Source organism: Streptomyces sp. SS7, assembly GCF_037993025.1.
GTDB lineage: Bacteria > Actinomycetota > Actinomycetes > Streptomycetales > Streptomycetaceae > Streptomyces.
Map to the genome: position 1 here is coordinate 6,732,207 of NZ_CP141223.1, position 25,468 is coordinate 6,757,674.

Genomic DNA, 25,468 nt, shown 5'->3' on the forward strand with positions numbered 1-25,468 from the left:
CCGTGCGCGGGCCCTGAGTCGGGTCCATGCGGGCCTGCCTGCCCCGGGGCGCCCGGAGTGCGCCCCGGGCCGTGCCCGCGCAGGTCCGCCTGGCCCGCGGCGTCCGGCACACCCGGCCCGTGCCGCACGCTTCGCTCCCTCGGGAGGTCGCCCGCGACGCCGCGCCGCCCGCTCCCCGGCGAACAGGGGCAGCGTCTAGGGGGTGTTTCGAAAGCCCGTGCGGTGCCCGCGGTGTCCGGTGCGTGCTCTGGGGGTCCCCCCGGCCGAAGGCTGGGGGAGTGCCGGACGAAAGCCCTCGTACTGGACGTACTTGGGGTTTCGGCCGGTGCGGCGAGAGGGCGTGCCGGGCGCCGTGGGTGCTGTGCGGGACTTTCGAAACACCCCCGCGAGCCGGTGAACCTTTCCGGTCACGGCACTAGAGGGCGGGGGTCGGTCGGCCCGAAGCCTTCAGTGCTGCCGCCAGTTGGTCCAGCGGTTCCGGGCCGACCACGCGGAGCACCACCGTGGCGGCGCCGGCCTTCGCCAGGTCGTCGATGGCGGCGGCGGCCTCGCGGGCGGTGCCGGAGACGGCGAAGACCTCCTCCTGCGGGCGGCCGAGCCAGGCGCCGTGGCCCTCGGTGTGCGGGTGGAGGGTGCGGGACACCTCGTCGGGGTCGTCACCGACGCAGGTGAAGGAGAAGACGGTGAGAGTGTGCTCGGGACCGGCGCCGCCCCGCTCGGTCAGGGTGCGGACCCGGGCCAGGTCGTCCGGGCCGTGGCCCTCGGCGATCAGCGTGCCGTCCGCGACCCGTCCGGACAGCTCCAGCGAGCGGGGCCGTACGACCCCCGCGACGACGGGCGGCACCTCGGTCGGCGGATGCACCAACTTGATGCCCTCCAGCCGGACTTCACGCCCGTCGAGATCCACCCGCGCGCCGCGCAGCAGCGCCCGCACCGAGGTGATCGTCTCCTCCAGCAGCGCCAGCGGGGAGCGGGGCGCGACCCCGGCCCGGGCCATCCACTCCGGCACCCCGTGCCCGATCCCGGCCACCAGCCGGCCGGGGAACACCCGGGCCAGCGTGGCCAGTTCCATCGCCAGCAGCGCGGGGCTGCGCAGCGGGGCGGGGGCGATGCCGATGCCCACGCGGAGGCGTTCGGTCGCCCCGAGGGCCACGGCGGCCGCCGACACCCCGCCGTTCCAGTCGAGGTCCTCCACGACCCAGAGGTCGTCCGCTCCGAGCGCCTCGGCCCGCCGAGCGAACGCGGGCAGCCCCTCCGGCGCCCAGTCGCGGTCGTACATCACACCGATGCGTACGTTCGTCATGCTCCGGACCTTTGCGTAGGTGACGGGGGGATCGACGGAAGGCGGCGACCGGCCCGCCGGTGTCAGGGACGGCGGGCCGGTCTGTCCATGTCAGCCCTGGACGGGCCTGCCGCGGCCCCAGGCCCAGGCGAGACGGTCGGCGCCGGACTGGTTGGTGGTCTCCAGCCACGGACGGCTGACCGGGCCGACGAGCTTCTGCACGGAGTAGATGTCGTCGGTGCGCAGCCCCGGCCAGTACACCGAGCCCATCTTCAGCTCGCGGAAGGTGTCGGTGACGGCCTGGATGAAGTTGATGTAGTTGTTGTCCGGCGTCTTCACGTCGTAGTTCAGGCCGTCGGTCATGGGGGCGCCGAACTCGTCCGCCACGGTCCGGTTGGCGCAGTCCCCGATGCGCACCTTCAGGTCGGCGACCCACTGGTCGTAGGTGGCGTACGACTTCCAGAAGCCGTAGTGGTGCAGGGAGAGGTAGGTGCCCTTCAGGCGCGGGTCGGCGCAGACCGAGGTGACGTGGTCGTTGTAGCCGGCGCCGCTGACGAAGACCCGGTTGCGCGGCACGGACCGGTAGGTGTCGAGCCACTTCGCGGCGATGTCGGCCCACTCGGTGTCGGTGTAGCCGTGCGGCTCGTTCATCGGCTCGAAGTAGACGCGCCTGTCGTTCTTGTAGGCCTTGACGACGGTGTTCCACATCGGCCAGTAGGTGGCCTCGTCGTCGATGTAGCCGTCCTTGCGGGTGCCGGTGCCCTCCCAGTAGGACACGATCACCTTGAAGCCCCGGTCGGAGGCCGCGTCGATGACCGCGCGGTACGACTTCCAGTACGCGCCGTTGACCGTGTACGGGTTGATCGGCAGCCGGACCGTGTTGGCGCCGAGGTTGGCGCGGAAGGCCGCGATGATCCGGCTCGCCTTGGTGTACGTCTGCCGGTAGGTGTCCGAGGTCGACAGACCGGACAGCTGGAGGTAGTCGTCGGCGAAGTTGTCCCGCGGGTCGGCCCAGTTCACGCCCTTGAACTGGGTCGTGTCGGCGGCGAGGCCGGAGTGGGCGGGGGCGGCGGAGGCGGGCGCGGCGGCGAGGGTGCTGCCGGCGACGGCGGCCACCGCGACGGCGGCGAGGGCGGCCCGCAGCCGGGGCGAGCGGGAGGTACGGGAGGAGCGGGAGGAGGCTCTGACGGGGGTCTTGCGCATCGACTTGCCCTTTCCGAACGACGATGTTTACGCAAACATCGCACTCTGCGCAGGGGTGATGTTTACGTAAACATGGCGGCGCCGGAAGCTTGGCACTGCGCCCGGTGATCGTCAAGGTTTCGCGCGCGTAACGTTTGCGGGCGAGGGGCCCCGCGGGGCCCGTCAGGACGTGGCCAGCGGACTGAGGGTCAGCGGCGCGATCTTGCCCTCCAGCATGGCGCCGAGGCCCTGCGCGGCGCAGATGTCGGGCCGCTCCGCGATGTGGACCGGCATCCCGGTGGCCTGCCGCAGCATGTGGTCGAAGCCGGGCAGCAGGGCGGAGCCGCCGACCATCATGATCCCCCGGTCCGCCAGGTCGGCGACCAGGTCCGGCGGGCACTCCCGCAGCACCCTGCCGATGCCGTCGAGCACGGCCGTCAGCGGGGTCTCGATCGCGTCCCGCACGGCGGCGGTGTCGACGAGGACGGAACGGGCCAGGCCCGTCGCCACGTCCCGCCCGTGGATCTCCGTGGAGGTCGGCCCGTTCGGGGTGAGACCGTTGCCGGACAGGGCCAGCTGCAGGGGCCGTACGGACTGGCTCGGCAGCATCAACTCGTGTTCCAGTCGCAGGTGTTGCACGATCGCGTGATCCACGGCCTCGCCGCCCACCGGAATCCGCTCGGCGGTCACGATCGAGCCGAGCGAGAGCACCGCGATCTGGGTGGCGGCCGCCCCGCACACCATGATCATCGTGGCCTCGGGGTGCTCGACCGGCAGCCCGCAGCCGACGGCGGCGGCGATCAGGGTGTCCACCAGCTCCACCCGGCGCGAGCCCAGCCCGACGAGCGTCTCGATCGTGGCGCGGCGGGCCAGCGGGTCGGCGTCGTGCGGGGTGCAGGCGGCGGCCCGCAGGAACGGCTTGCGGCGCAACTGCCGGCGCACCTTGTCGCCGAGCAGGTGCCGCAGCATGCGCTGCGCCATCTCGATGTCGACGACCGTGCCGCCGGACACCGGCCGCATCACCCGGATGTAGTCCGGGGTGCGGCCCGTCATCCGCTCGGCGAACTCGCCCACCGCGATCAGCGCGCCGGTACGGGTGTTCACGGCGGCGACGGACGGCTGGTCGACGACCAGCCCGGCCCCCCGCACGTACACCCGGGTCCGTGCCGCCCCGAGGTCTACGGCGAAGTGGCAGCGGCGCAACTGCTCCAGACTGGCGGTCATGGCAAGTCCTCCCGAGAGCGCAGACCATGGGGCCGCCTGGCCGGCGGGCCTCCTGCGGGTGGGCCGCCGGGCGGCCGGCCTCCCTCGCATCCTGCGCGGGCCGTGCGGGGGGACGCCTCTTCAAGGGGGCCGGGCGGGGCGCGACCGAATGGGGGGTTGTCCCCGCGGGGCGCCCCCACACCCCCCGGACACGGGCGCGGCAGCGGCCCGACCCGCCCCCGCGAGTCGCCGGTGAGCGGCCCTGCAAACCCGCACCGGCCCTTGGCCGGGTTCTTCCCGGCCCTCGCCGGGTTCTCGCCGACCCTTCCTGACTCTTCCCCGGATCTCGCCGGTCCTTCGTCGGCTTTCGCCGGTCGCGGGCCTCGCCCCTGGTGGCAGGCGTCGGCGATCACGTTCTCGGTGGGGTGGCGAAGCCCCGCAGTCACGCGCCTGTGCCTCCACGACGACGTGATCATCCGGGTGCGCGACGTCGGTCACTTGAGGGCCGGCTCCGCAGGTGGCGCAGGGCCCGGTCGGCGGCGTGGGCCCCGCACATGCCGTGGGCGCCGGGTCCGGGCGGGGTGGCCGCGGAGCACAGGTAGTGGCCGGGCAGGCCGGTGTCGTAGGGCTGGAGGGTGAGACGTGGTCCGGCGATCAGCTGGAGGACGTCCTTGGCGCCGGTCATGATGTCGCCGCCGACGTAGTTCGGGTTGTACGCGGTGAATCCGGGTGTCGTGCGGACGCTGGTGCCGATGATCCGATCCCGGAAGCCGGGGGCGAACCGCTCGATCTGGGCGATGATCGCCTCGGTGGCGTCGCCGGGGTAGCCGTTCGGGACGTGAGCGTACGTCCACACCGGGTGCGTGTCTCCGACCGAGCGCGACGGGTCGGCCAGGTACTGCTGCCCGACCAGCACGAAGGGCCGCTCGGGCATCCGTCCGGCGTGGATCTCCCGTTCGGTGGCAGCGATCTCGGCGAACGTGCCGCCGACGTGGACGGTGCCGGCCCGCCGCGCGGCTTCGGCGGTCCAGGGGACCCCGCCCTCGACCGCGAAATCGACCTTGAACGCCCCTGGGCCGTGACGGAACCGGCGGTAGGCGCGGGCGACCCGCGAGGGGAGCAGGTCGCCCAGGACGTCCACCAGGGTCGTGGGCGTCACGTCCCAGACGGTCACGTCCGTGGGCGGCAGGTCCGAGACGGACCGTACCCGGACATCGGTTTCGATCTTTCCGCCGACGTCGAGCAGCAGTGCCGCCATCGCGTCGGTGATGCGGCGGGATCCTCCTTCCGCGACCGCCCAGCCGTGCCGGTGCCCGGCGGTGAGGATGCCGAGCCCGATGCTCGCGCTGAGCGGACGGTCGAGGGGGCGGAAGGCGTGCGCGGCGACGCCGCCCCACAGGGCCCGGGCCTCCTCGGTCTCGAAGGCCGTCGCCAGCAGCGACGCCGGGGCCAGGGCGGGGATGCCGAAGCGGGCGAGCCGTACGGGGTGGCGAGGGATGCGCAGCAGCGGGCCGAGGATGTCGTTGCTCAGGGTGTCGTACGACGATGACGGGCCCGCGAACAGCCGCTGCCAGCGCCGGCCGTCGGCGCCGAGACCTGTGGCCGTCTCGGTGACCGAGCGGTGCAGCACCCCGGCTGTGCCGGCGTCGAGCGGGTGGACGCAGTCGATCTCCGGCAGCGCCCACTTCAGCCCGTACCGCTCCAGGCCGAGTTCGCGCAGGAACGGCGAGCCCACCGCCATCGGATGGACGGCGGAGCAGTGGTCGTGCAGCAGCCCGGGAAGGATCGCCTCACCGGAGCGCGTGCCGCCGCCGATCTCCGCGGCCGCCTCAAGGACGGTGACCTCTACGCCCGCCCGGGCGAGGGCAACGGCGGCGGCCAGGCCATTGGGTCCCGCGCCGACCACGACCGCCGTGCTCATGGCGTCCCGCTCTCCACCGTCTTGCGTGCCGCGTGTTCGAGGGTCCAGGTGACATCGATCGGGATCGGACCGTTCGGCAGCCACGGCTGCTCCCTGACCGCGTCAGCGACCTTCCACGTGCCCCGCTCGATCACCCCGAGCGCGGCGTCGATCACTTGGTAGCGCTGGATCCCCCGGTGGATGGGCTGCGACTCCACCCATACGACGATCCACTCCCCGGGGGCGAACCCGACCCGTGCCTGCACGGCGTTGATCAGATCGATGTGGTGCAGGTGGCCGTCGCCGAAGTTGAACCCGATCAGCGAGTTGCAGCCGAACTCCGCCTCCCGCACGGTGCGTTCCTCGAGATCCGGGAGATTCCTCAGCAAGACCGAGAACAGGCCGCGGCCCTGGCTGTGCATCGACCGCCAGGCGATCGTCTGCTGCATGGTGATCTCCGCGACCGCCCGCGGGTAACCCATCGCCTGGAGCTGGTCGACCTGATTCGTCGTCGGTCGGTGCGGCAGCGAGTTCAGCTTCTCCTCCGCGCCCGGTGCGAAGGCCCACAGCGCGGAGGCCCAGTTGCCCGCGTACTGCCGCATCGAGGGCAGGAACGACACCAGGTCCGGGCGCAGGTTGCCGAGGACGGGGAAGAAGCCCAGCCCGGCCGCGATCCCGGCGGCCAGCCACGGCGAGGACATGTCGCCGACCCCATAGCCGTTCCAGGCGGGGAAGCCGGCAAACAGGAAGATCGAGAGGTAGGCGAACAGCAGGTTCCACTCCAGCGGCACCGCCAGCGGGAACGTCGAGGTGATGAAGAGGTGGAAGACGACCATCAGCGCCACGCCGGCGAGCGTGAGCCAGCGGTTCGTGGAGAACAGCAGCACCAGCGGGGTGGCGATCTCGACGGTCGAGCCACCGACGTGCGCCATGAAGGTCGCGATCTTCGACGGGCGGATGTCGTGCGGGAAGTCCCGGTAGTGCAGCCGTTTGATCCGCTTCGACGGAACGCAGGGGCTGTTGGAGACCATCGGTGCGACGACATGGGTGAAGTGCAGGCCGAACTTCGACACTCCGGCTCCGATCCACACCACGCAGATCAGCAGCTTCGCCGCGACGATCATGTCGGTGAAGGGCAGGACGGCGAAGAACGACAGCGCGGGCAGATACTGCTCACCGCGGGCGGCCAGGAAGACCGTCTTGTCCCGCAGCCCGACCAGCACGTACAGGACGATCGGCGCGATGAGCAGTGCCGGGCGGACCAGCCCGGAGGTGTTGTCCGGCAACGCCTCGGTGAGCGACGCGGTCGGCACGCCCGGCAGTACGACGGCCAGCAGCAGGGACAGCACAAAGGCCAGGTAGAGCAGGACGTCACTCACCGTGCGGCGGTCCCCGGACGTGAACGGCACCCGCTTCCACGGCCGCAACCGGATGGTGCCCGGCCGCGCCCAGAACAGGATCCCGCCGGTCATCGGCTTGAACTTGCCCGCGATCGGGCCCCACGAACCGGCCACGCCGAGCGTTTCGAGGAGCACCGTCCACAACACCAGCTTCTGGTAGACGACCGGCTGGTTCCACCAGTGCGTGACGTCCCAGAACGGGCCGGCGTCCGAGGTCCAGGTCGCCAGGGCGGTCCCTGCGACGACGTAGAGGAAGGCGACCTTGACCACGTACGTCGCCGGAATCATCTTCGGCGAGCCGAAGCCGTATTCCACCCAGTGCAGGGCCAGTGTTCTCAGGCGTTCCTGAAGCGGCTGCTCCAGGAACGCCTGCTGGTCCACGGGCGGAAAGTCACCTGTCTTGAATCCCATTGTTCCGGCCTTTCTCCACGACGGTTTTCGAGCGCGCAGAACCGCACCCGTAATTGATTCGGGTGGACTTTTACGAGCGCAGCCGTCTTTTGTCGATCTTCCCCACCGGGTTTCTCGGCAGGGAATCGGTGACGGACACCGCGACCGGCACCTTGATCCGAGCCAGCGAGCCGCGGCAGTGCTCGACGAGTTCGTCGGCGGTGATCTCCCTGCCCGGCAGCGGTACGACGTGCGCGACCGGGACCTCGCCGAGGACCGGATCGGGGGCGCCTACCACCGCGGCCTCCAGTACCGCCGGGTGGGTGTGCAGGACGTTCTCGATCTCCTTGGGGTAGATGTTCTCCCCGCCCCGGATGATCATGTCCTTGATCCGGTCGACCAGGACGAGGTAGCCGTCGGCGTCGAAGCGGCCGACGTCGCCGGTGTGCAGCCAGCCGTCGACGACGGTCCTGGCTGTCTCGTCCGGCAGTCCGAGGTAGCCGCGCATGACGTTCGGGCCGCGGACCACCACTTCGCCGACCGCGCCGTCGTCGAGCAGGTTGCCCTCGCCGTCCATCACGGCGACGGTCTGGCCGGGCAGCGCGAGCCCGACCGTGCCGGGCTTGCGCCGGCCGCCCGGAGGGTTCAGCGTCGAGGCGCAGGTGCCCTCGGACAGGCCGTAGCCCTCCACGACCGGCACGCCGAACCGCTTCTCGAACCGGGCGATGAGCTCGGCCGGCATCGGCGCGGCGCCGCAGATCACCCGGCGCAGGGAGGAGGTGTCCGGCCGCACCTCGTCGGGCAGCGCCACCAACAGGGCGTAGATCGCCGGTACCGCCGAGAAGTAGGTTGGCCGGGCCCGTTCCACCACGGTGAAGAACGTCGACGCGCGGAACCGGCCCGAGACCGTGGCCCGTCCTCCCGCGAGCAGCGGTGAGAGCACGCTCACCACGATCCCGTTGACGTGGAACAGCGGCAGGATCAGCAGGCTGTGATCGGTCTCGTCCAGCCCGATGCCATCGATGATCATCCTGCACATCGCGGCGACATTGACGTGGTCGAGCATCACGCCCTTCGGGCGTCCCGTGGTGCCGCTCGTGTAGATGACGAGAGCGAGGGCGTCCGGCGCCGTGGCGACCGCGTCAGGGGCCGAACCCCCGGCCGCGGGCCGAGCGGCCGTCACGGTGGTCACGTCGAGCGTCCCCACGCCACGGGCACGGTCGTCGGTGATCACCGCCTTCGCCGCGGAATCCTCGATCTGATGACGCGCCTCCGCGTCGGTCAGCCCGGGGTTCACCGGTGTGACCGCGGCGCCCAGCCGCCATGCCGCGAACATGATGACGACGAATTCGAGGCGATTCGGGAGAACGATCGCGACCACGTCCCCGGCGCCTATGCCATGAGCGCGCAGCACAGCCGCAGCATTCCTGACACGAGCCAGGAATTCCTGGTTGTCCAGCTGCTCGTGATCGTCCTCGATGCACGGGCCAACGGGATTCCGGGCCGACCGGACATCCGGCAATTCGGAGATGTGCACGTTTCCTCACCATTGAGTCGCACCGTGGCAGACGTAATGAGGAAAAGGTAGGGAGGGCACACCCGGGCGGCCATGGGCTTGCGTCCCAGCGCGCGGTCCGAGCTTTGTGCCGCCGTCACAAAGCTTGCCGACGCGGAGTTGTTGGGTAACGTCGCGGTATGAGCACCCATGTCGACGAGGTCGTGCGGGATGCCGCCAAGGCCGTCCAGGCGGAGCTGGAACAGCTGACCGCGGGGATGACCTCGATGTTCGTCGACATCATCCCCGAGTTCCGTCACGATGACGCCGTACAGCAGCTGATGGTCGCCAGCACCTCCTCCAACCTCGCGGCCATCGTCGACATGCTGGCGCTGAACATCTCCCTCGGCGACATCACCGTGCCGCCGGCCGCCGCGGAGTACGCCCGCCGGTTCGCCCAGCACGGTCTGTCCCTGGAGGCGCTGCTGCGGGCCTACCGGCTCGGCGAGCACATGTTTGTGCAGTGCGCCATGACCACGCTCGGGCGTTTCGACCTTCCCACGGACGCGGCGCTGGCGGCCACGAGCCGCATCGCGCTGCTGACGAACAGCTACATCGACCAGGTCATCGAGCGCATCATCGACATCTACGAGAGTGAACGCAGCCGGTGGGACGCCCGCTCCGACGCGACCCGCGCCGCCCAGGTCCGCGCCGTGCTCGACACCGAGGGGCTCGACCTCGCCTCGGCCGAGAAGATGCTGTCGACGTCCCTGCGCGGCTGGCACCTCGCCGCCATCATCTGGACCGGGCCCGGGCCGGCCGACCTCGTCCTGGCCCGGCTCCGCACAGGCGTGGCTTTGCTCGCGGCAGCCACCGGAAAGGCGCCGCTGACGATCTCCGCCGACGAGCAGACCTGCTGGGCGTGGATCTCCTCCACAGGCAAGCCCGACCTCGCCGTCGACCGTCTCGAAGCCGGGCTCCGCGAGCACCCCGCGCTCCGCGTCGCCGTCGGTGAACCATCGCCCGGACTCGACGGTTTCCGGCAGACGTTCCGGGACGCCCAGCGTGCCCGCGACGTCGCCGCCACCGGATCCGGTCCCGACCGCGCGCTCGTCCTCCACTCCCAGGTCGCACTGGCCGGCCTGCTCGTCGACCACCTCACCGACGTCCGGGCATGGGCCGAACGCGTCCTCGGCGGCCTGATGCACGACGACGAGGCCGCAGTCCGTCTGCGCGAAACCGTGCAGGTCTTCCTCAACGCAGGAGGCAGCTTCACCGACGCCGCCGCACGCCTGCACGTCCACAAGAACACCGTCCACTACCGCGTGCGCAAGGCCGAGGAGCTACTCGGCCACCCGCTCACCGAGAACCGCCTGGACATCGAGGTGGCCCTGCTGGCCTGTGCGCAGCTCGGACTCCGGCGCGCGCAGGCCGAGCCGTCGACACCGTTGCGTTAGGGGGTGTTGCGAAAGTCCCGCACAGCACCCACGGCGCCCGGCACGCTCCCCCGGAGGGGGCACCCCCACTCGCCGCACCGGCCGAAACCCCAAGTACGTCCAGTACGAGGGCTTTCGTCCGGCACTCCCCCAGCCTTCGGCCGGGGGGACCCCCAGAGCACGCACCGGACACCGCGGGCACCGCACAGGACTTTCGCAACACCCCCTAGGTGTATTGATCACGAGCGTTGTTGACACTCGTCCGGTGCTTGATCATGGCGAAGACCTCCGGTGTGGTGGAGCTGTCTAGGACTGCACCGCACGGAGGTCTTCGTGTCCCACCGTAATGCCCGGCTGACCGTTCATGGCAGGCGGCTGCTCGTCGAACGTGTCTGCGGTGGCCGCCCGGTCGCGCATGTCGCGGCGGAAATGGGCATCTCGCGCGCCACGGCCCACAAGTGGATCCGCCGCTGGCGGGCGGAGGGCGAGCCGGGGCTGCACGACCGCTCCAGCCGTCCCCGCACGACACCCCACCGCACGGCGGCAGCGGTGGAGGTCCGCGTGTGCCGGCTGCGCCAGGACCGCAAACTCGGCCCCGCCCGCCTCGGCCCGGTCCTGGGCCTGCCCGCCTCGACCGTGCACCGCATCCTCACCCGCCACGGCCTGAACCGGCTCGCGCACATGGACCGGCCCACCGGACAGCTCATCCGCCGCTACGAACGCGACCGGCCCGGCGAACTCATCCACGTCGACGTCAAGAAACTCGGCCGCATCCCCGACGGCGGCGGCCACAAGGTCCTGGGCCGACAAGCGGGCCGGGCCACCCGCAGCGCGATGGGCTTCGACTACATCCACTCCGCCGTCGACGACCACAGCCGCCTCGCCTACAGCGAGATCCACGCCGACGAGAAAGCCGCCACCTGCGCAGACTTCCTCCGCCGGGCCGCGGCCTTCTTCCAGACCACGGGCATCGACCGCATCGAACGGGTCCTGACCGACAACGCCTGGCCCTACCGCAAGAGCTTCGCCTGGCAGCAGGCGCTCGCCGACCTCGGCGCGACCGGCAAGCTCACCCGGGCCTACCGGCCGCAGACCAACGGCAAGGTCGAACGCTTCAACCGCACCCTGCTCGAAGAATGGGCCTACCTCAAGCCCTACACGAGCAACGACGAGCGCACCGCGGCCCTGGCAGACTTCCTGCACACCTACAACCACCACCGCTGCCACACCGCACTCGGCGGCCAGCCACCGATCAGCCGTGTGAACAACGCTGCGGGTCAATACACCTAGGGCCTGTCCGGCGTCGGGCTCCTCGAACAGCGTCCTCCAGCGCAAGAGGTGCGTCTCGCTCATCAGGAAGGTCCGGACCGGAGCAGAAGCCCTCCTGCGACCGTGTGCTGCCGTCTCCGACGGCGACCTCGAACCCTGGTCCTCACCCCCTTCCCGGCCTTCGCCCGCCCTTCAGCGCCGGTTCCGGAGCGGTGGGTGCGGGCGGGTCTGCGAGCCGTCCGGCCGTCCGGCGGGACAGGGCGCTCGGCCACCACATCCGACGGCCGACGTCCAGGGTCAGCGCGGTGACCAGGACCGAGCGGACGACCAGGGTGTCCAGCAGCACCCCGAACGCCACCGCGAACCCCAGCTCGGCCGCGAACACCAGCGGCAGCGAGGCCATCGCCGCGAAGGTGCCCGCCAGCACCACCCCCGCCGAGGTGATCACACCGCCGGTCGCCGACAGCCCCGTCAGCGCCCCGCGCCGGGTGCCGTGCCGGACGGCCTCCTCGCGCACCCGGGTGACGAGGAAGATGTTGTAGTCGATGCCCAGGGCGACCAGGAACACGAACGCCAGCAGCGGGAAGGAGGCCTCCTCCCCGGCGAAGTGGAAGACGTGCGCGAACACCAGCGCGCTCACCCCCATCGCCGCCCCGAACGACAGCACCACCGTCGCCATCAGCAGCAGCGGCGCGACGACCGCCCGCAGCAGCAGCGCGAGCACGAGGAACACCGCCACCAGCACGATGGGGATGATCACCACCGAGTCGCGGTCGGCCGCCTCCCGTGTGTCGAGCAGCACCGCCGTGGTCCCGCCGACCTGCGCCCGCGCGCCCTCGACCTCGTGGACGGCGGCCCTGGCCCGCTCGACCGCCCGCATCGCGGCCGTACTGCTGGGATCGTCCCGCAGCTCCCCGGCCACCAGTGCCTCACCTCCCCTGACCACCGGCGCGGCGACGCGGGCCACCCCCGGGACACCGGACAGCGCGCTCCGCACCCCCTGCGCCGCGTCCGCCCTCGCCACGACCAGGACGGGGTCCCCCGAGCCGGCCGGGAAGTGCCGGGCGCGGATCTCCTCGCCCGCGGCCGACTGCGGGCGGCCGGTGAACTGGTCCTTCCCGGCCAGCCCGTCGGCCCGCAGCGCGAACATGCCGAGCGTCATCGCGGCCAGGACCAGCGCGGTGCCGGCCCACACCAGCCGCGGCCGCCCGGAGACCGCGGCGCCCACCCTGGCCCAGACGCCGCCGGCCCCCGCGCCGGCGGGCGTCGCGTCGTACGACGGGGTCGTCGGCCAGAAGATCCAGCGGCCGCAGACCACCAGCAGCGCCGGCATCAGGGTGGTCATGGCGAGCAGACCGACGAGGACGCCGACCGCGCAGGCCGGGCCGAGCCCCTGGGTGGAGTTCAGGGAGGCCAGGGTCAGCAGCGTCAGGCTGACCGCGACGGTCGCCGCGCTGGCGACGATCGCGGGACCGGAGCGCCGCAGGGCCCGCTCCATCGCGTCGTGCCGGTCCTCGTGCCGCCGCAGCTCCTCCCGGTAGCGCGAGGTGAGCAGGAGGGCGTAGTCGGTGGCGGCGCCGAACACCAGCACGGTCAGGATGAACCCGGTCTGCTTGTTGACGGTGAGTCCGGCGTTCCTCGCCAGGACGTAGATCACCGCCTCGGAGGTGACCAGTGCGGCGCCCGCGGTCAGCAGCGGCAGCAGGGGGAGGACCGGGCTGCGGTAGGTGAGCAGCAGGATCAGGACCACCACGGACGCGGTGATCGCCGTGAGCCCGCCCCCGCCGCCGAAGGCCTTGACGGAGTCGGCGGCCTGCCCGGCCGGCCCCGTGACATGGAACCCGGGACCGCCGCCCCCGTCCGTCTCGCCGACCTCGGTCAGCGCGTCGACGACCTTGCCGATCCCCTCCCAGCCCGTCCGGTCCTTGTGCACCTGGACCACGGTCTGGATCGCCCGCCCGTCCGCCGACCGCACGGGCCCCTGCGGCGCGCCCTCGACCCCGTCGACCTGCCGGAAGGCCTCGGCGTCGGCGCGGGCCTTCGCCAGGTCGGCGGCGGTGACGCCACCCGGCCGGTCGTAGACCACGATCGCGGGCACGGTGTCGGCGGGCTGGAACCGCGCCACCCGCTCGACGACCCGCGTCGACTCCGCGTCCCCCGGCAGCCAGGCCGCGTTGTCGTTCTGCTCGACCTCGCCCAGCCGCCCGGCCAGCATCAGGGCCGGGACCAGCAGGACCGCCCAGAGGGCGAGGACGACCCACTTGCCGACCCGGCCGCCCGGCAGCGACGCCGGCGTGCCCGCCCTCACAGGGACCTCGCCGCGGTGTCGATGTGGGCGAGCTTGTCGGGGTTGGCGACGGCGTAGATCCCGCACACCCGGTCCCCGTCCGGGGTGAGGTCGAGGACGAGGACCGCGTACGGGGTGTCGCCGGCGAACAGCAGCGCCGACGGATCGCCGTTGACGCTGCGGTAGGCGATCCGCAGGCCCTGCCCGGAGCGCGGCGCGACCGAGGCGAGCAGCCGGGCCACCTTGTCCCGGCCCCGCAGCGGCCGGGGTCCGCCCGCCGCCTTGCCGCCGCCGTCGCCCCACAGCGTCACGTCCGGCGCCAGGAGCCGCAGCAGGGCGTCGAGGTCACCGCCGAGGGCGGCGTCCAGGAACCGCTCGGTCACCTGCCGCCGGACCTGCGGATCGGGCGCGTACCGGGGGCGCCGGGCGTGCACGTGCTCCCGGGCGCGGTGCGCGAGCTGGCGGACCGCCGAGGGGCTGCGGCCGAGGATCTCCGCGATCTCGGTGTGGGGGTAGCCGAACACCTCGTGCAGCACGAACACGCCCCGCTCCAGCGGGGTGAGGGTCTCCAGGACCACCAGCAACGCCATCGACACCGACTCGGCGCGCAGGGCCACGTCGGCCGCGTCCGCGGTGTCGGCGGGGGCCGCGGCGTCCGGGAGGGGCCCGACCAGCGGTTCGGGCAGCCAGGGCCCGACATAGGTCTCCCGGCGGCGGGTGACGGTGGCCCGGTGCGCGAGCGCCCCGTTGACCGCGATCCGCACCAGGTAGGCGCGCGGATGCCCGATCCGCGCCGCGCCCTCCGCCGCGTGCCGTGCCGCCCACGACAGCCAGGTCTCCTGCATCACGTCCTCGGTGTCGCAGACGCTGCCGAGCATGTTGTAGACGATGGAGAACAGCAGCTCCCGGTGGTCGGCGAACACCTCGGTCGCGGTGCGTGCCACCGGGTGCGGTGGGTGGGACATCGTGGGCCTCCCGTCGCGGATGCTTTCGACACTGAGAGGGACCCGGCCGCGCGGAGTGTGACATGACCACCCCCGTATGTGACCCACGTCTCACACCCGTAGGTCCTACAGCGACCGCGCCGCCTCCAGTACGGCGGTCAGCGAGGGCACGGTGACCGCGCAGCCCGCCTCGCGCAGCCCCTGCTCGATCGTGGGATTGCGGGCCAGACCGACGAACCGCAGGCCCACCTGCTGGGCGGCGGTCAGCTCGGCGAGCGTCGAGCCGATCAGGACCCCGGTGCCGGCCGGGGTGCCCGGCGGGCCCAGGGCGCGCAGCAGACAGTCCGGGTGCGGCATCAGCCGGCCGAGGTCCTCGGACCGGCCGTGCACCCCCGCGAGCAGCGGCAGCCGGTGCGCCTCCAGATGCCGCCGGACGGCCTGCTCGCAGACGTCCGTGGTGACCCCCACCCGGCGCCCGGCGCCGTGCAGGGCGCGGACCAGGGCCAGGGAGTGATGGGTCGTCGGCGCGTCCGGTACGGCCCCCAGCTCCAGCTCGTCCAGCCGGTCCCGCAGCAGCGGGCCGACCCGGTCGTGCGCGAAGGCCCGCAGGACGTCCAGCGGATGCACGAACAGCTCCCGCACCGCCCCCGCGTCCCCCGCCGCGCGGCCCGCGAGGGCGTCCTCGGGATCACGGTGCTCCGCCACCACCCGCAGCAGCTCCACGGCCGCCGCACGCGCGCCGGCCGCCGTGAACAGCCGCAGCAGCGGCCCGTCGAAGCCGAACAGCACGGTCCCGGCGTCCGCGAGCAGTTCGGACAGCGACCGGGCGGTGGCGCCGGTTCGGGGGACCTCCGGGGGCGGCGCGTAGTCGGGCGCGAGGGCGATCGCGCACGTCACCTCCAGTCCCGGCACGGGCCACCGCCCCAGCTGGGAGTTGACGGCCCGCTGGGCGCCCGCGGGCCGCCGTACGGAGTGGTGGCGGGTGATACGGGGTGCGGCCTCCCGGACATGGTCCAGCAGCCGCTCCGCCACCCGGACGGGCTCCCCCCGGACGAAGGCCACCGGATCGGCGACCCGCCAGGACAGCTCGACGGCGGCCGTGAAGTCGCCCTTGCCCGAGCTGGGCAGGGCGACCCGGTGCACGGAGTGCTGCGGGGTGAGGTCCACCTCGTAGTACGTCGTCGGCCGGGGCGGGCCGCCGCCGTACGGGTCGGCCGGGTTCAGCAGGGTGAGCGGCCCCTCGGGGCCGGTGTGCACGACGGCCGTGCGCCCCGGCACGGGAACCCCCAGCCGCCCGAGATCCCCGACGACCGCGGGCCCCTTCACCAGCTCCCGCTCCCCGCCGCCCGGGTGACACCAGGCGCGGGGCAGCCCCGTCTCCCCGTACAGCGGCCGGAACCGGTACGGCCCGGAGGCGGCGGAACTGGTGGTGAAACGGCCGTAGAGGTCGGGCGGGACGACGATCAGCAGCGGGGAGCCGTCCTCGCCGGGAGCCGGGGCGCCGAAGCCCACGCTCAGCCGCGGCGGTGCGGTGAGCGTGGCCCAGTGGTCGGGCAGCCAGCGCAGGGCGGCGACGAGGACGGGCAGCAGGTCGGTGCCGGCCTGCACCCGGACGGAGTAACCGTCGGGGTGGACGTCCACCGTGTACTGCTGCGGCGTCAGCGCCCCCCGGGACAGCACCTGGTGGACGGCGTACTCCAGCGTGATCCGGCTCTCGGGGTGGGCGGAGAGGTCGGTGCCGGTCTGGAAGCGCAGGGGCGGGGGCGCGGTCTCGTCCAGTGCGGCGGTGAGGTCCCGCCGGAGGGAGCGGAACCGCGCGCGGGCGGCTTCGGCGGCGGGACCGGGGACGCCGTCGAGGGGGGTGCCGCGGAAGAGGGCGAGGGTCTCGTGGAGCAGGGAGCGGCGCTGGTCGGGGGTCTGGCCGGGCTGACGGTGGGTGAGGACGTTCTCGCAGGTGAAGGCGTCGACGTGGGTGGCGGCCAGGTGCATGGCGTACCCGCCGGACACGGCGGCCAGCGTGCCCGGGCCGAGGTGGCGGCTCGCCTCCCGCGCCAACTCATGGATCCGGCGGGCGGCGTCCAGCCCGACGGGCGGCTCCTCCCACACACTCGCGGCCAGTTCGTCGTAGGTCAGTCGCCGACCGCGGTGGAGGACCAGCACGCACAGCAAAGCCTGGGCCTCGTGGGAGGGGGTGCGCAGAGGCTCCGTGCCACGGGCGAGGCGGAGGGGGCCGAGCATCCGGATGTGCAGGGGTTCCACGTCCCGGGCCTCGGCGAGTTGCGCCGGTGCGGAGAACGGGATCCGCCCGTCGGTGAACTGGCTGAGCAGCACGCGGAAGCGCGGGGGAGTCGGCACGTGCGGAGCGAGCTGCCGCAGCAGCTGATTGAACTCGCCGCTGTCACGGTCCGCCCGTGCCGCACCGGACTCCTCGCCCAGCGCCACCCGACTGAGCATCACCCGGCCGTCGTGACGCAGCAACAGACCCTCGAAGCCGCCCTGACTGCGCACCAGCCCTCGCTCGTGCAGCGCGCTCAGCCCCGCCCTCCCGTCGCACACCAACCGTGCGAAGACGTTGAAGGAAACGCCCGGCCCGCTGCCTTCGACGAGCTCTCTCAGCGTCACCCCGTCCACGAAGTCGGCCACCAGGTACGGGACGTCGCCCTGCACCCCGAAATCCCGCACCCGCAGCACACACGGATCCTCGATCCCGGCCAGCGCCCGCGCCTCCCGCAGGAAGCGTTCCTGTGGAGCCGGCTGCTCGGGGTACAGGTGGACGACGACCGGCCGGCCGGTGCGGACGTCCACCGCGCTCCACACCCTGCGCCCCGGCCCCCGCCGCTCCCGCAGCCGGTACCGCCCCCCGATCAGCTCCTCGGCGGGCGCTCCGCCCAGCAGCCGTACGGTCTCCGGGCGCACCGTCGCGATCGCGGGCCCGCCGTCGCCGCTCCCGCCCGCCTCCGCGCGGAACTCGCCCGCCGTCAGCCCCGCCCGCTCGTCGATCAACCCACCGATGCGGGCCAGGAGTTCGCGGGTGCGGCCACGGGTGGAGCGGGGCAGCGTGCGCAGCAGGAGGGCGCGGACGCCGGGCCGGAAGGCGTAGGAGCCGGGTGGGCCGGGGACGGCGGTGAGCATGCCGCTGAGGATCACCTCGGCGAGGTGCTGCGGTCGGGGGTCGCGGTCCACGGCCCGCTGGACCAGGCGCATCACCGGGACCGAGGGGACGGCCAGGGCCAGATGGCCGGCCAGCCGGAACGCCTCGGGCGAGGCCGTGGCGCGGAAACGGAGGACCAGCTCCTGGGCGGACAGGTCCGTGGGGGAGGGGACGGGGGCCGTGGGCGGCGGGGCGGCCGGCAGCCGGGCCGCCGCTCCGGGCGTGCGGGCGCCGCCCGGGGACGCCACCAGCTCGGCCCAGTGGGCGAGCCACGGCGCGCCCGGCTCCAGCACGGGCAGGGGGAGCGCGGACGGGTCCGGCGGCAGGTCGGCCTCCGGGGCGTAGGGGCGGAAGGCCAGGGCCGTGAGCGGGGCCGCCGCGGTCGGGGCGGACAGGACGCCGGGCTCCGCCGGCAGGGCCGTCGTCGGCCACAGCTGCTCCGGGAGCGGCTGTACGACGGCCAGCGGCATCCGGGACGCCCAGTGCCGCAGGGTGCGGTACCAGCGCTCGCCCGCCGGGCCGGTGCGCCACTGCGGGCCCATGCAGTCGCTGACGACCAGGGTGACCGTCCGGCCGTCCCCCGGGTCGGGCACCTGCCGGGCGCCGCCGTCGGGGCCCGCCGGGTGCAGGGTGACCGTGCGGAACACGCCCGACTGGGCCAGCACGGTGTGCAGTTCGCGGACCAGCGGCCGCCAGACGGGCATGGTCGGGCCCGTGTCGTGGACCAGGTTCAGCCGCAGCCAGCGGTCCCGGGCGGGGCGCAGCACCGGCAGCCAGACGTCCGGGTGCGCGCCGAGCCGCGCGATGCGGTCCGCGGTGGCCCGCTCGTCGAGGAGCCGGGTGCGGGCCGCCGGCACCGTGCGCTTCAGCGGACGCAGGGCCCGTTGCAGGGCCAGGGGGCGGGGCAGCATCGGCGGCGCGGGAGCGAGGAGGGCCGTGCCACCGGTGGCCGCGCCGGTCGCGGCGGGGGCGGGGCGGGTGGGTGAGGGGAGGGGGAGGTGGAGGGGGACGCGGTCGTCCGCCGGGAGCGCCGGTGCCGGGGGTGGGAGGCGCCGGGGTGGGAGGCGCCGGGGTCGGAGGCGCCGGGGGTGCCGCCGGGGCGGCCGTCCCCGGGGTGGGGTCCGCCCCGGCCTGCCCCTCCGGCTCGGCCGAGGGTCCTCCGGTGCCGTCCAACTGCCGCGCCAACCACAGCGCTTCCGCCAGTTCACGGGCCGTCGGCGCGGTCCCGGCGGCGGCGGTCAGCAGGTCCGCGAGCCGGGCGAGAGCCGGGGTGTCGGCGACGGGGGCCGGGGTGTCGGACCGGGTGTCGGCCGGGAGGTCAGAAGCCATCGCCGTCCGCCGTGGCGCCGAGGTACGGCATCAGCTGCTCGGCGAGCGCGTCCCGTGAGTCGGCGTCCAGACCCGCGACCCCGGTGAGGTAGAGGGCGTTCAGCAGCTGGTCGGTGGCGAGTTCGCCGTCGGCCGCGCGGGCCAGGAACCGGCCGATGAGGTGTTCCGCCTCGCCGGGCGGGGTGTCGAGGTGGGCGCGGACGATCTCGGTGAGCTGCTCACGGCCGGGGCGGCGCAGTTTCAGCCGGACACAGCGGCGCAGGAAGGCCGGAGGGAACTCGCGCTCGCCGTTGCTGGTGAGGACCACGAACGGGAACGCCCGGCAGCGGACCCGGCCCCGGGTGACGGTGACCGGCGCCCGGGTGCCGTCGGCGAGCACCTCGGCGGTGGCGCCCCCGGCGGCACGGCGTCCGGCCCGCATCAGCTCGGGGATCTCGTACTGGCCCTCCTCCAGCACGTTCAGCAGGTCGTTGGGCAGATCGAGGTCGCTCTTGTCGATCTCGTCGACCAGGAGGGCACGGGGACGGGCGTACGGCAGCAGGGCGGTGCCGAGGGGGCCGAGCCGCAGGTGGTCCTCGACGTCCCCGCCGCCCGGCACCGCCCCCGGCGACCGGGACGCCGCCTGCCGTGCCGCGTACAGCCGGGACAGCGGGTCGTACTGGTAGAGCCCGTCGGCGAGGGTGGAGCGGCTGGTGATGTTCCAGCGCAGCACCGGGCCGAGGCCCAGCTCGCGGGCGACCGCGTAGGCCAGCGAGGACTTGCCGGTGCCGGGCGGACCGGTGACCAGCAGCGGGCGGCGCAGGACGAGGGCCGCGTTGACGAGCTGGACGCTGTCCGGGGTGGCGACGTACGTACGGGCGCGGTGCACGCGGTCGGGGGAGACGGCGGCCTCGTCGTCGCCGTCGCGCGGCGGCGGCAGCACCGGGGCGCCGTCGAACGCCCGCCAGGGCGGCGGTTCGGGCAGCCGGTCGATGCCGTCGTGCGGCTCGCTGTTGCCGGTGTAGACGGTCCAGTGGGGCATGGTTCTCCGGAACTCTCCGCGACTCGACATGGCTTGCTGTGGCTTGCTGTGGCTCGTGTGATGTGGCGTAGGTGACTTGTGGGATGTGGCGTAGGTGTCCGTCAGGTGACGGGGGAGCGGGTGTGGGCGGGGGTGTCGCCGTGCGGGTCCGCGAAGACGCGCGGGTCGTCCCAGAGCAGTTGGATGTCGCGGGCCCAGTGCCCCTCCTCCGCGTCGGCCTCCTCCCGCAACGCCAGGATCTCGCGCGGGAGTTCGGCGGGCGGCACGGCGGCGACGCAGGCGTCCAGCTCGTCCAGGAACGTCTTGCCCGCGCAGCCGTCCCCGCCCGTACAGCCCTCGGCGCCGCCCGCGCAGCCGCCCCGCGACCAGATGACCACCGGGGCGGGCGCGGTGAGCGAGGTGTCGAAATGGGGGCGGGTGCGCGAGGCGGCCGGGGCGGTGGCGAAACCGGCCAGGCACGCGTCGGGCTTGCGCAGCCTCAGCCGCAGCCGGGCGGGTTCCTCGGAACCGGCGCACTCCACCCGGTGCACCCGCGCCCCCGGCAGGGTGTCGAGCCGCTTCCAGGCGCGGGTCAGCTGGTGCCGGGTGCCGGGCCGCAGCCGCGCCTGGTCGGTGACGACGAGCGGGTACACCGACCCCAGCGGGGTCTCGTCGTCGGGGGCGCTCGCCCAGCGGTCCACCGGCAGGTCGATCCAGTCCCGGGGCAGCGCGAACGCGATCAACTCGTCGCAGCCGGGCGTCAGATACCGGAACGCGGCGTCGATCCGCTCCTGCACATAGGCCCGCACCCGGCCCTGCGGCACGGTCTCCGAGGCGACCGGGTGGCGGCGGCCCCCGCTGTAGGCGGACACCTCCACCCGTACGTGCCCGTCCCCGGCGCCGCTGTGCCGCAGGTCGACGAGGATCGGTGACCAGTCGGGCGCGGCGGTGGGCCCGGCGGCCGGACCGGCGGGGGCTCGCAGCAGCGCCTCCACCTGGGCGGTGAAGCGGGCGACCGTGCCGGCCGCGTCGGCGCCGTCGATCTCGCACAGCACGAACAGGGCCGCCGACCACAGCGAGTCGAACCCCTCCTCGGGCGCGTCCGGGTCCAGCGGGCCGCGGGCGGCCTCGTAGAGCCGCACGAGCCGCACGGGATCGCAGTCGAGGCGCGCGCGCACCGCCCGTTCGACGAGGCCGCGCAGCCGGGCCCGGTCGGCCGCCCCGTGGTCGGAGGTGGGCACCAGGCCCTCCAGCGCGGGCCAGTAGCGGGCCATGACCTCGGTGGGCATCATCCGCCCGGTGCGCACGTCCTGCGCGCCCGCCGCCGCGGTGACCATGCCGACGACCTCGCCGGTGTCCGCGAGGGCGACGGCGGCACCGCTGAACCCGGGTGCGAGCGGCTGCCCGCCGGGCTGCCAGGCCTCCAGCTGTATCCACTCCCGGTTGAGCAACTGCGCGGCGGTGACCCGGTATTCGGCGAGGGTGCCCTCGTCGAAGCCGACGGGGAAGCCGTAGACGACGAGTTTGCGGGGCCGGTCGGCACGCTGGGCGTGTGCCGCCTCGACCGGGGCGAGCGCGGCCGGCGCGATCGCCACCTCGTGCGCCAGTTCCAGTACGGCGAGATCGCCGAGGTCGGTCGGGCCGCCGCCCCAGCCGCCGTCGGCGATCACCCGTGCCGGCACCGCGGGGAAGCCCGGCCGCTCGGTGAACGTCACCGTCAGCGCCTGGGCCGCACCGGCCGCGCCCACCACGTGCGCGCAGGTCAGCACCTTGCGCGGGGTGATCAGGAAGCCGGCCCCGGCGACCTGGCCGGCGCTCTCGATCCGGGCGTGCCACTCGGCGCTGTTCATGACGCGGCGGTGGGCTCCGGCCCCCTGTCGGGCGCGGGCGGTCGCGCGTCGGCCGCCGCGGGGGACCAGGTCAGCTTCACCACGAGGTGGCCTTCCGCCGTGCCCTTGGCGATGATCGCGCCGGTCTCCGCCGAGAGCTTCACCCCGAACTCGATCTCCACCCCGTCCGGCCGTAACGTGCCGTCCCGGAACACCCGCAGCGCGGACTCGGCCGCCGCCCGCACGCCTTCCAGCGCGCCCTCGAAGGTACGGGCCGCCTGGACCGTGCCGTCGCCGCGCGCCACCAGCCGCGACCCGGGCCGCCGGTCGGCGGCCGCCTCGACGGAGACCACGGCCCCGTCGTCGGTCCTGAACTCCACCAGTCCGTCCACGACGCCCCTGTAGCCCCTTCTCTCGCTCTCCCGGCCCGCACCGGCCGCCGCGCGGCGCTGCGCAGCCCCCGTGTCACGGAGGGTACTCGGGGTTGTCCTGTTCCCCGGCCCGTTTTCACGGCCTCTCCCGCTCCGGCGACCGGATCACCCCGAGTTCCACCAAGTCCTGTGGCCGGATGTGGAGTTGACCGGCCGTTGCCGCCACCTCCCCGGGCGGCCGCTTGAGGATCGCGGCGGCCATCTCGGGCGCGATCACGGAGAAGTAGCTGTCCGGTGCGGCCCAGGTGCGGCCGGGCGCGGCGAGCGCGAGCGCCCCGCCGGAACCGCCCTCGCCGATCACCAGCGTGGTGACCGGCGTCCGCACGGTGGCGAGGACCCCGAACAGCTCCGCGATCGCCGCGCCCGCGCCCTGCCGTTCCGCCTCGGCGTCGTTGGCCGCGCCGGGGGTGTCCACCAGGGTGAGCACCGGGATGCCGAGCCGGTCCGCGAGCCGGATCAGCCGGGTCGCCGTACGGTATCCGGCGGGCCGGGTGGCCGCCCCGGTCTGCGCGGCGTACGCGACGGTACGGCCGTCCTGCTCGCCGAAGCCGCACAGCATCCCCTCCGGGTCCCTGCCCCCGCACCGGTCGCCGGAGAGCGCGACCCGCCGGGTGAGACAGGCGTCCAGGTACTGCGCGGCGCGCGGCCGGTGCGGGGCGCGGGCCCGGCGTACCGCGTCCCAGCCGGAGACCGGCAGATCCCGGGCGCCGAGCGGCTCCGGCACCGGGGCCGGCTCGCCGGAGACCCCGGTCAGCAGCCGCAGCCACCGCCCGAGCGTCTCCCGCAGCTCCCCCTCGGGCACGACGGCGTCCGCCGCCCCCGCCGCGACCTGCGCCTCGGCCGTGTACGCGGCCGGATCGGCGTCCGCCGGCCGCACCCGGGACCCGGCGAAGCCGACCTGGGCCCCGGGCAGCGCGAGGACGACGTCGGCCCCCGCGCCGAGCGTGGCCCAGCCCCCGCCGGTCGTCGGGTCCCGCACCACCGCGATCTGCGCCAGCCCCGCCTGCCGGGTCAGCGCCGACTCCCGCGCCACCCGCTGGAGTTGGGTGAGGGCGAGCATGCCCTCCTGCATCCGGCTGCCGCCGGTCGCGACCAACGGCACGACGGGCAGCCGGTGTGCGCGGGCATGGGCGTACGCCGCCGACAGCCGGTCGCCGGTGCGTTCGCCCAGCGAGCCGCCCAGGAAGCCGAACTCGAAGGCGATCAGCACCGCTTCGGTGCCCTCGACCCGGGCGGTGCCGCAGACGACGGACTCGCTCTCGCCGGTGCGCTCGGCCGCGCGGGCGCGCGCGAGGTCGTAACCCGGCCAGGCCAGCGGCCCGTCGGGGCGGACCTCCCGCGCCGGGTGGGGGAGTTCGGTGAAGGAGTCGGTGACGAGGGCGATGATCTCGCGGGCGCTCGCACGCCCCGTCACGACGGCAGCGCCCGCTTCATGATCTTCCCCATGTCGTTGCGGGGCAGCGCGTCGAGGTACCGCACCTCCCGGGGCCGCTTGTGCGGCGCGAGCCGCCGGGCCACATGGGCGGCCAGCTCGGCGGCGTCCGGCGGGGACTGCGGATCGGCCGGGACGATCCAGGCGACGATCCGCTCGCCGAGGTCCGCGTCCGGCGCCCCCGTGACGGCCGCCTCGCGCACCCCGGGATGCTCCAGCAGCGCGTTCTCGATCTCCCCGGCCCCGATCTTGTACCCGCCGCTCTTGATGAGGTCGGTGGCCTTGCGCCCGACGATCCGCACATATCCGTCCGGATCGAGCACGGCCACGTCACCCGTGCGGAACCAGCCGTCGGCGGTGAAGGCGGCGGCGGTCGCGTCGGGCCGGTTGAGGTACTCCGTGAACAGGTTCGGCCCGCGCACCTCGATCTCCCCGACGCTCTCCCCGTCGTACGCCGTGACGGCCGACCCGCCCTCGTCGACCAGCCGCAGCTCCACCCCCGGCAGCGGCACCCCGACGGTCCCCGGCCGGGCCTCCCCGTCGGCCCGCACCGCCGTGTTCATCAGGGTCTCCGTCATGCCGTACCGCTCGATCACCCGCCGCCCGGTCGCCGCCGCGATCCGCTCGTGGTCGTGCACCGGCAGCGCGGCCGACCCCGACACCAGCAGCCGGGCCCCCGACAGCGCCTTGACCAGCTCCGGGTCGGCCGGGAGCGTCTCGGCGATCCGGTGGTACATCGTCGGCACCCCGAACAGCATGGTCGCGCCGCCGTTCAGCTCCCGGGCCACGCCCTCCGTGGTGAACCGCCCCAGATGCCGTACGGACCCGCCCCGCCGCAGCGGTCCGAGCACGCCCAGCACCAGTCCGTGCACATGGAACAGGGGCAGCCCGTGCACCAGCACGTCCTGCGCCGTCCACTGCCAGGCGTCGGCGAGGGCGTCCAGGGTGGCGGCGACGGCCCGCCGGGGGATGACCGCGCCCTTCGGGGGACCGGTGGTGCCGGAGGTGTAGACGACGAGGGCCGGGTCGTCGTCGGCCCCGGGGTCCGGGGCGGGGCCGCCGACGGCGCGCACGTCGACGTCCACGCGCTCCACCGATTGCAGTGCGGCGGGCAGTTCGTCCCCCGGCGCGGCGAGCACGAGCCCCGGCGCGCTGTCCCCGAGGATGTGCCCCAGCTCCTTGTCCCCCGACTTCGGGTTGAGCGGTACGGCGGCGGCCCCGGCGAGCAGCACGCCCACCACCGCCACGGCGGTCTCCAGCGTGGGCGTGGCCCACACCGCCACCCTGCCCGCCCCGCGCACCCGCTCCGCGACGGCCCCGGCCGCCGCCGCGAGCTCGGCGTAGGTCAGGGCCCGCTCACCGAACCGCACCGCCGCACGTTCGGAAGGGTCACCCGTGAGGGCGGGGAAGAGAGAGGACACGCGGACGCTCCTTGAACCGGTGGGCCTGAGGTCATGTGCCACCGATCCTGCCCCGGCTCGGGCCGCTTCACCAGGTCGGCCCCCCAC

16 protein-coding genes are annotated in these 25,468 nt (G+C 73.9%); 2 read left to right on the forward strand and 14 right to left on the reverse strand.

Annotated features, from left to right (window positions below; genetic code table 11):
* Positions 1 to 415 precede the first annotated feature (415 nt).
* The 6 genes from U5640_RS30985 to U5640_RS31010 all read right to left on the reverse strand — a co-directional run bounded on the left by U5640_RS30985 (position 416) and on the right by U5640_RS31010 (position 8,894).
* Complete coding sequence (locus tag U5640_RS30985; RefSeq protein ID WP_340379866.1) at positions 416 to 1,303, reverse strand: LLM class flavin-dependent oxidoreductase; 888 nt, start codon at positions 1,301 to 1,303, stop codon at positions 416 to 418.
* A gap of 90 nt (positions 1,304 to 1,393) precedes the next feature.
* On the reverse strand, positions 1,394 to 2,485 hold the full coding sequence (locus tag U5640_RS30990) for a cellulase family glycosylhydrolase (RefSeq protein WP_340379868.1): 1,092 nt from the start codon (positions 2,483 to 2,485) through the stop codon (positions 1,394 to 1,396).
* A 162-nt stretch (positions 2,486 to 2,647) separates the two neighbouring features.
* The gene (locus tag U5640_RS30995) at positions 2,648 to 3,688 is read right to left on the reverse strand and encodes a rod shape-determining protein (RefSeq protein WP_340379870.1); all 1,041 of its coding nucleotides are present in this window, start codon (positions 3,686 to 3,688) and stop codon (positions 2,648 to 2,650) included.
* Positions 3,689 to 4,139: 451 nt separating this feature from the next.
* Positions 4,140 to 5,588: an NAD(P)/FAD-dependent oxidoreductase gene (locus tag U5640_RS31000; protein ID WP_340379872.1), complete on the reverse strand. Its 1,449-nt coding sequence runs from the start codon at positions 5,586 to 5,588 to the stop codon at positions 4,140 to 4,142.
* The gene (locus U5640_RS31005) at positions 5,585 to 7,378 is read right to left on the reverse strand and encodes a DUF3556 domain-containing protein (protein ID WP_340379874.1); all 1,794 of its coding nucleotides are present in this window, start codon (positions 7,376 to 7,378) and stop codon (positions 5,585 to 5,587) included. The genes U5640_RS31000 and U5640_RS31005 overlap by 4 nt, the downstream gene beginning before the upstream one ends.
* A 70-nt stretch (positions 7,379 to 7,448) precedes the next feature.
* On the reverse strand, positions 7,449 to 8,894 hold the full coding sequence (locus tag U5640_RS31010) for an AMP-binding protein (RefSeq protein WP_340379876.1): 1,446 nt from the start codon (positions 8,892 to 8,894) through the stop codon (positions 7,449 to 7,451).
* A gap of 158 nt (positions 8,895 to 9,052) precedes the next feature.
* Here U5640_RS31010 and U5640_RS31015 point away from each other — a divergent pair, with 158 nt between their 5' ends.
* Positions 9,053 to 10,309 (forward strand): helix-turn-helix domain-containing protein, encoded by a 1,257-nt coding sequence (locus U5640_RS31015; protein ID WP_340379878.1) that lies wholly within the window; start codon positions 9,053 to 9,055, stop codon positions 10,307 to 10,309.
* Between the two features lie 312 nt (positions 10,310 to 10,621).
* Complete coding sequence (locus U5640_RS31020) at positions 10,622 to 11,578, forward strand: IS481 family transposase (protein WP_340379880.1); 957 nt, start codon at positions 10,622 to 10,624, stop codon at positions 11,576 to 11,578.
* A 142-nt stretch (positions 11,579 to 11,720) separates the two neighbouring features.
* On the opposite strand, the gene U5640_RS31025 is transcribed toward U5640_RS31020, so the two are convergent.
* The 8 genes from U5640_RS31025 to U5640_RS31060 form a co-directional block, all read right to left on the reverse strand.
* Positions 11,721 to 13,772, reverse strand: a complete 2,052-nt coding sequence (locus tag U5640_RS31025; protein WP_340385439.1) for an MMPL family transporter — start codon at positions 13,770 to 13,772, stop codon at positions 11,721 to 11,723.
* An 89-nt stretch (positions 13,773 to 13,861) separates the two neighbouring features.
* Complete coding sequence (gene sigJ / locus U5640_RS31030; protein WP_340379882.1) at positions 13,862 to 14,809, reverse strand: RNA polymerase sigma factor SigJ; 948 nt, start codon at positions 14,807 to 14,809, stop codon at positions 13,862 to 13,864.
* A gap of 105 nt (positions 14,810 to 14,914) precedes the next feature.
* Complete coding sequence (locus tag U5640_RS31035) at positions 14,915 to 19,147, reverse strand: SAV_2336 N-terminal domain-related protein (RefSeq protein WP_340379884.1); 4,233 nt, start codon at positions 19,145 to 19,147, stop codon at positions 14,915 to 14,917.
* A gap of 110 nt (positions 19,148 to 19,257) precedes the next feature.
* Complete coding sequence (locus U5640_RS31040) at positions 19,258 to 20,289, reverse strand: MoxR family ATPase (RefSeq protein ID WP_340379886.1); 1,032 nt, start codon at positions 20,287 to 20,289, stop codon at positions 19,258 to 19,260.
* A 101-nt stretch (positions 20,290 to 20,390) separates the two neighbouring features.
* Positions 20,391 to 22,118: a trypsin-like peptidase domain-containing protein gene (locus U5640_RS31045; RefSeq protein WP_340379888.1), complete on the reverse strand. Its 1,728-nt coding sequence runs from the start codon at positions 22,116 to 22,118 to the stop codon at positions 20,391 to 20,393.
* Positions 22,115 to 22,489, reverse strand: coding sequence for a CU044_2847 family protein (locus U5640_RS31050; protein WP_340379890.1), 375 nt, complete (start codon positions 22,487 to 22,489; stop codon positions 22,115 to 22,117). Before U5640_RS31050 ends, U5640_RS31045 begins: the two co-directional genes overlap by 4 nt.
* A 115-nt stretch (positions 22,490 to 22,604) precedes the next feature.
* On the reverse strand, positions 22,605 to 23,942 hold the full coding sequence (locus tag U5640_RS31055; protein WP_340379892.1) for a carboxyl transferase domain-containing protein: 1,338 nt from the start codon (positions 23,940 to 23,942) through the stop codon (positions 22,605 to 22,607).
* Positions 23,939 to 25,381: an acyl-CoA synthetase gene (locus U5640_RS31060; protein WP_340379894.1), complete on the reverse strand. Its 1,443-nt coding sequence runs from the start codon at positions 25,379 to 25,381 to the stop codon at positions 23,939 to 23,941. Before U5640_RS31060 ends, U5640_RS31055 begins: the two co-directional genes overlap by 4 nt.
* Between the last annotated feature and the right edge of the window lie 87 nt (positions 25,382 to 25,468).

Bases quoted from the DNA above. Each gene is read 5' to 3' on its own strand.
- U5640_RS30985 (WP_340379866.1), bottom strand. From the start codon at position 1,303: ATGACGAACGTACGCATCGGTGTGATGTACGACCGCGACTGGGCGCCG.
- U5640_RS31040 (WP_340379886.1), bottom strand. From the start codon at position 20,289: ATGCCCCACTGGACCGTCTACACCGGCAACAGCGAGCCGCACGACGGC.
- U5640_RS31025 (WP_340385439.1), bottom strand. From the start codon at position 13,772: ATGCTGGCCGGGCGGCTGGGCGAGGTCGAGCAGAACGACAACGCGGCC.
- U5640_RS30990 (WP_340379868.1), bottom strand. From the start codon at position 2,485: ATGCGCAAGACCCCCGTCAGAGCCTCCTCCCGCTCCTCCCGTACCTCC.
- sigJ (WP_340379882.1), bottom strand. From the start codon at position 14,809: ATGTCCCACCCACCGCACCCGGTGGCACGCACCGCGACCGAGGTGTTC.
- U5640_RS31000 (WP_340379872.1), bottom strand. From the start codon at position 5,588: ATGAGCACGGCGGTCGTGGTCGGCGCGGGACCCAATGGCCTGGCCGCC.
- U5640_RS31045 (WP_340379888.1), bottom strand. From the start codon at position 22,118: ATGAACAGCGCCGAGTGGCACGCCCGGATCGAGAGCGCCGGCCAGGTC.
- U5640_RS31015 (WP_340379878.1), top strand. From the start codon at position 9,053: ATGAGCACCCATGTCGACGAGGTCGTGCGGGATGCCGCCAAGGCCGTC.
- U5640_RS31005 (WP_340379874.1), bottom strand. From the start codon at position 7,378: ATGGGATTCAAGACAGGTGACTTTCCGCCCGTGGACCAGCAGGCGTTC.
- U5640_RS30995 (WP_340379870.1), bottom strand. From the start codon at position 3,688: ATGACCGCCAGTCTGGAGCAGTTGCGCCGCTGCCACTTCGCCGTAGAC.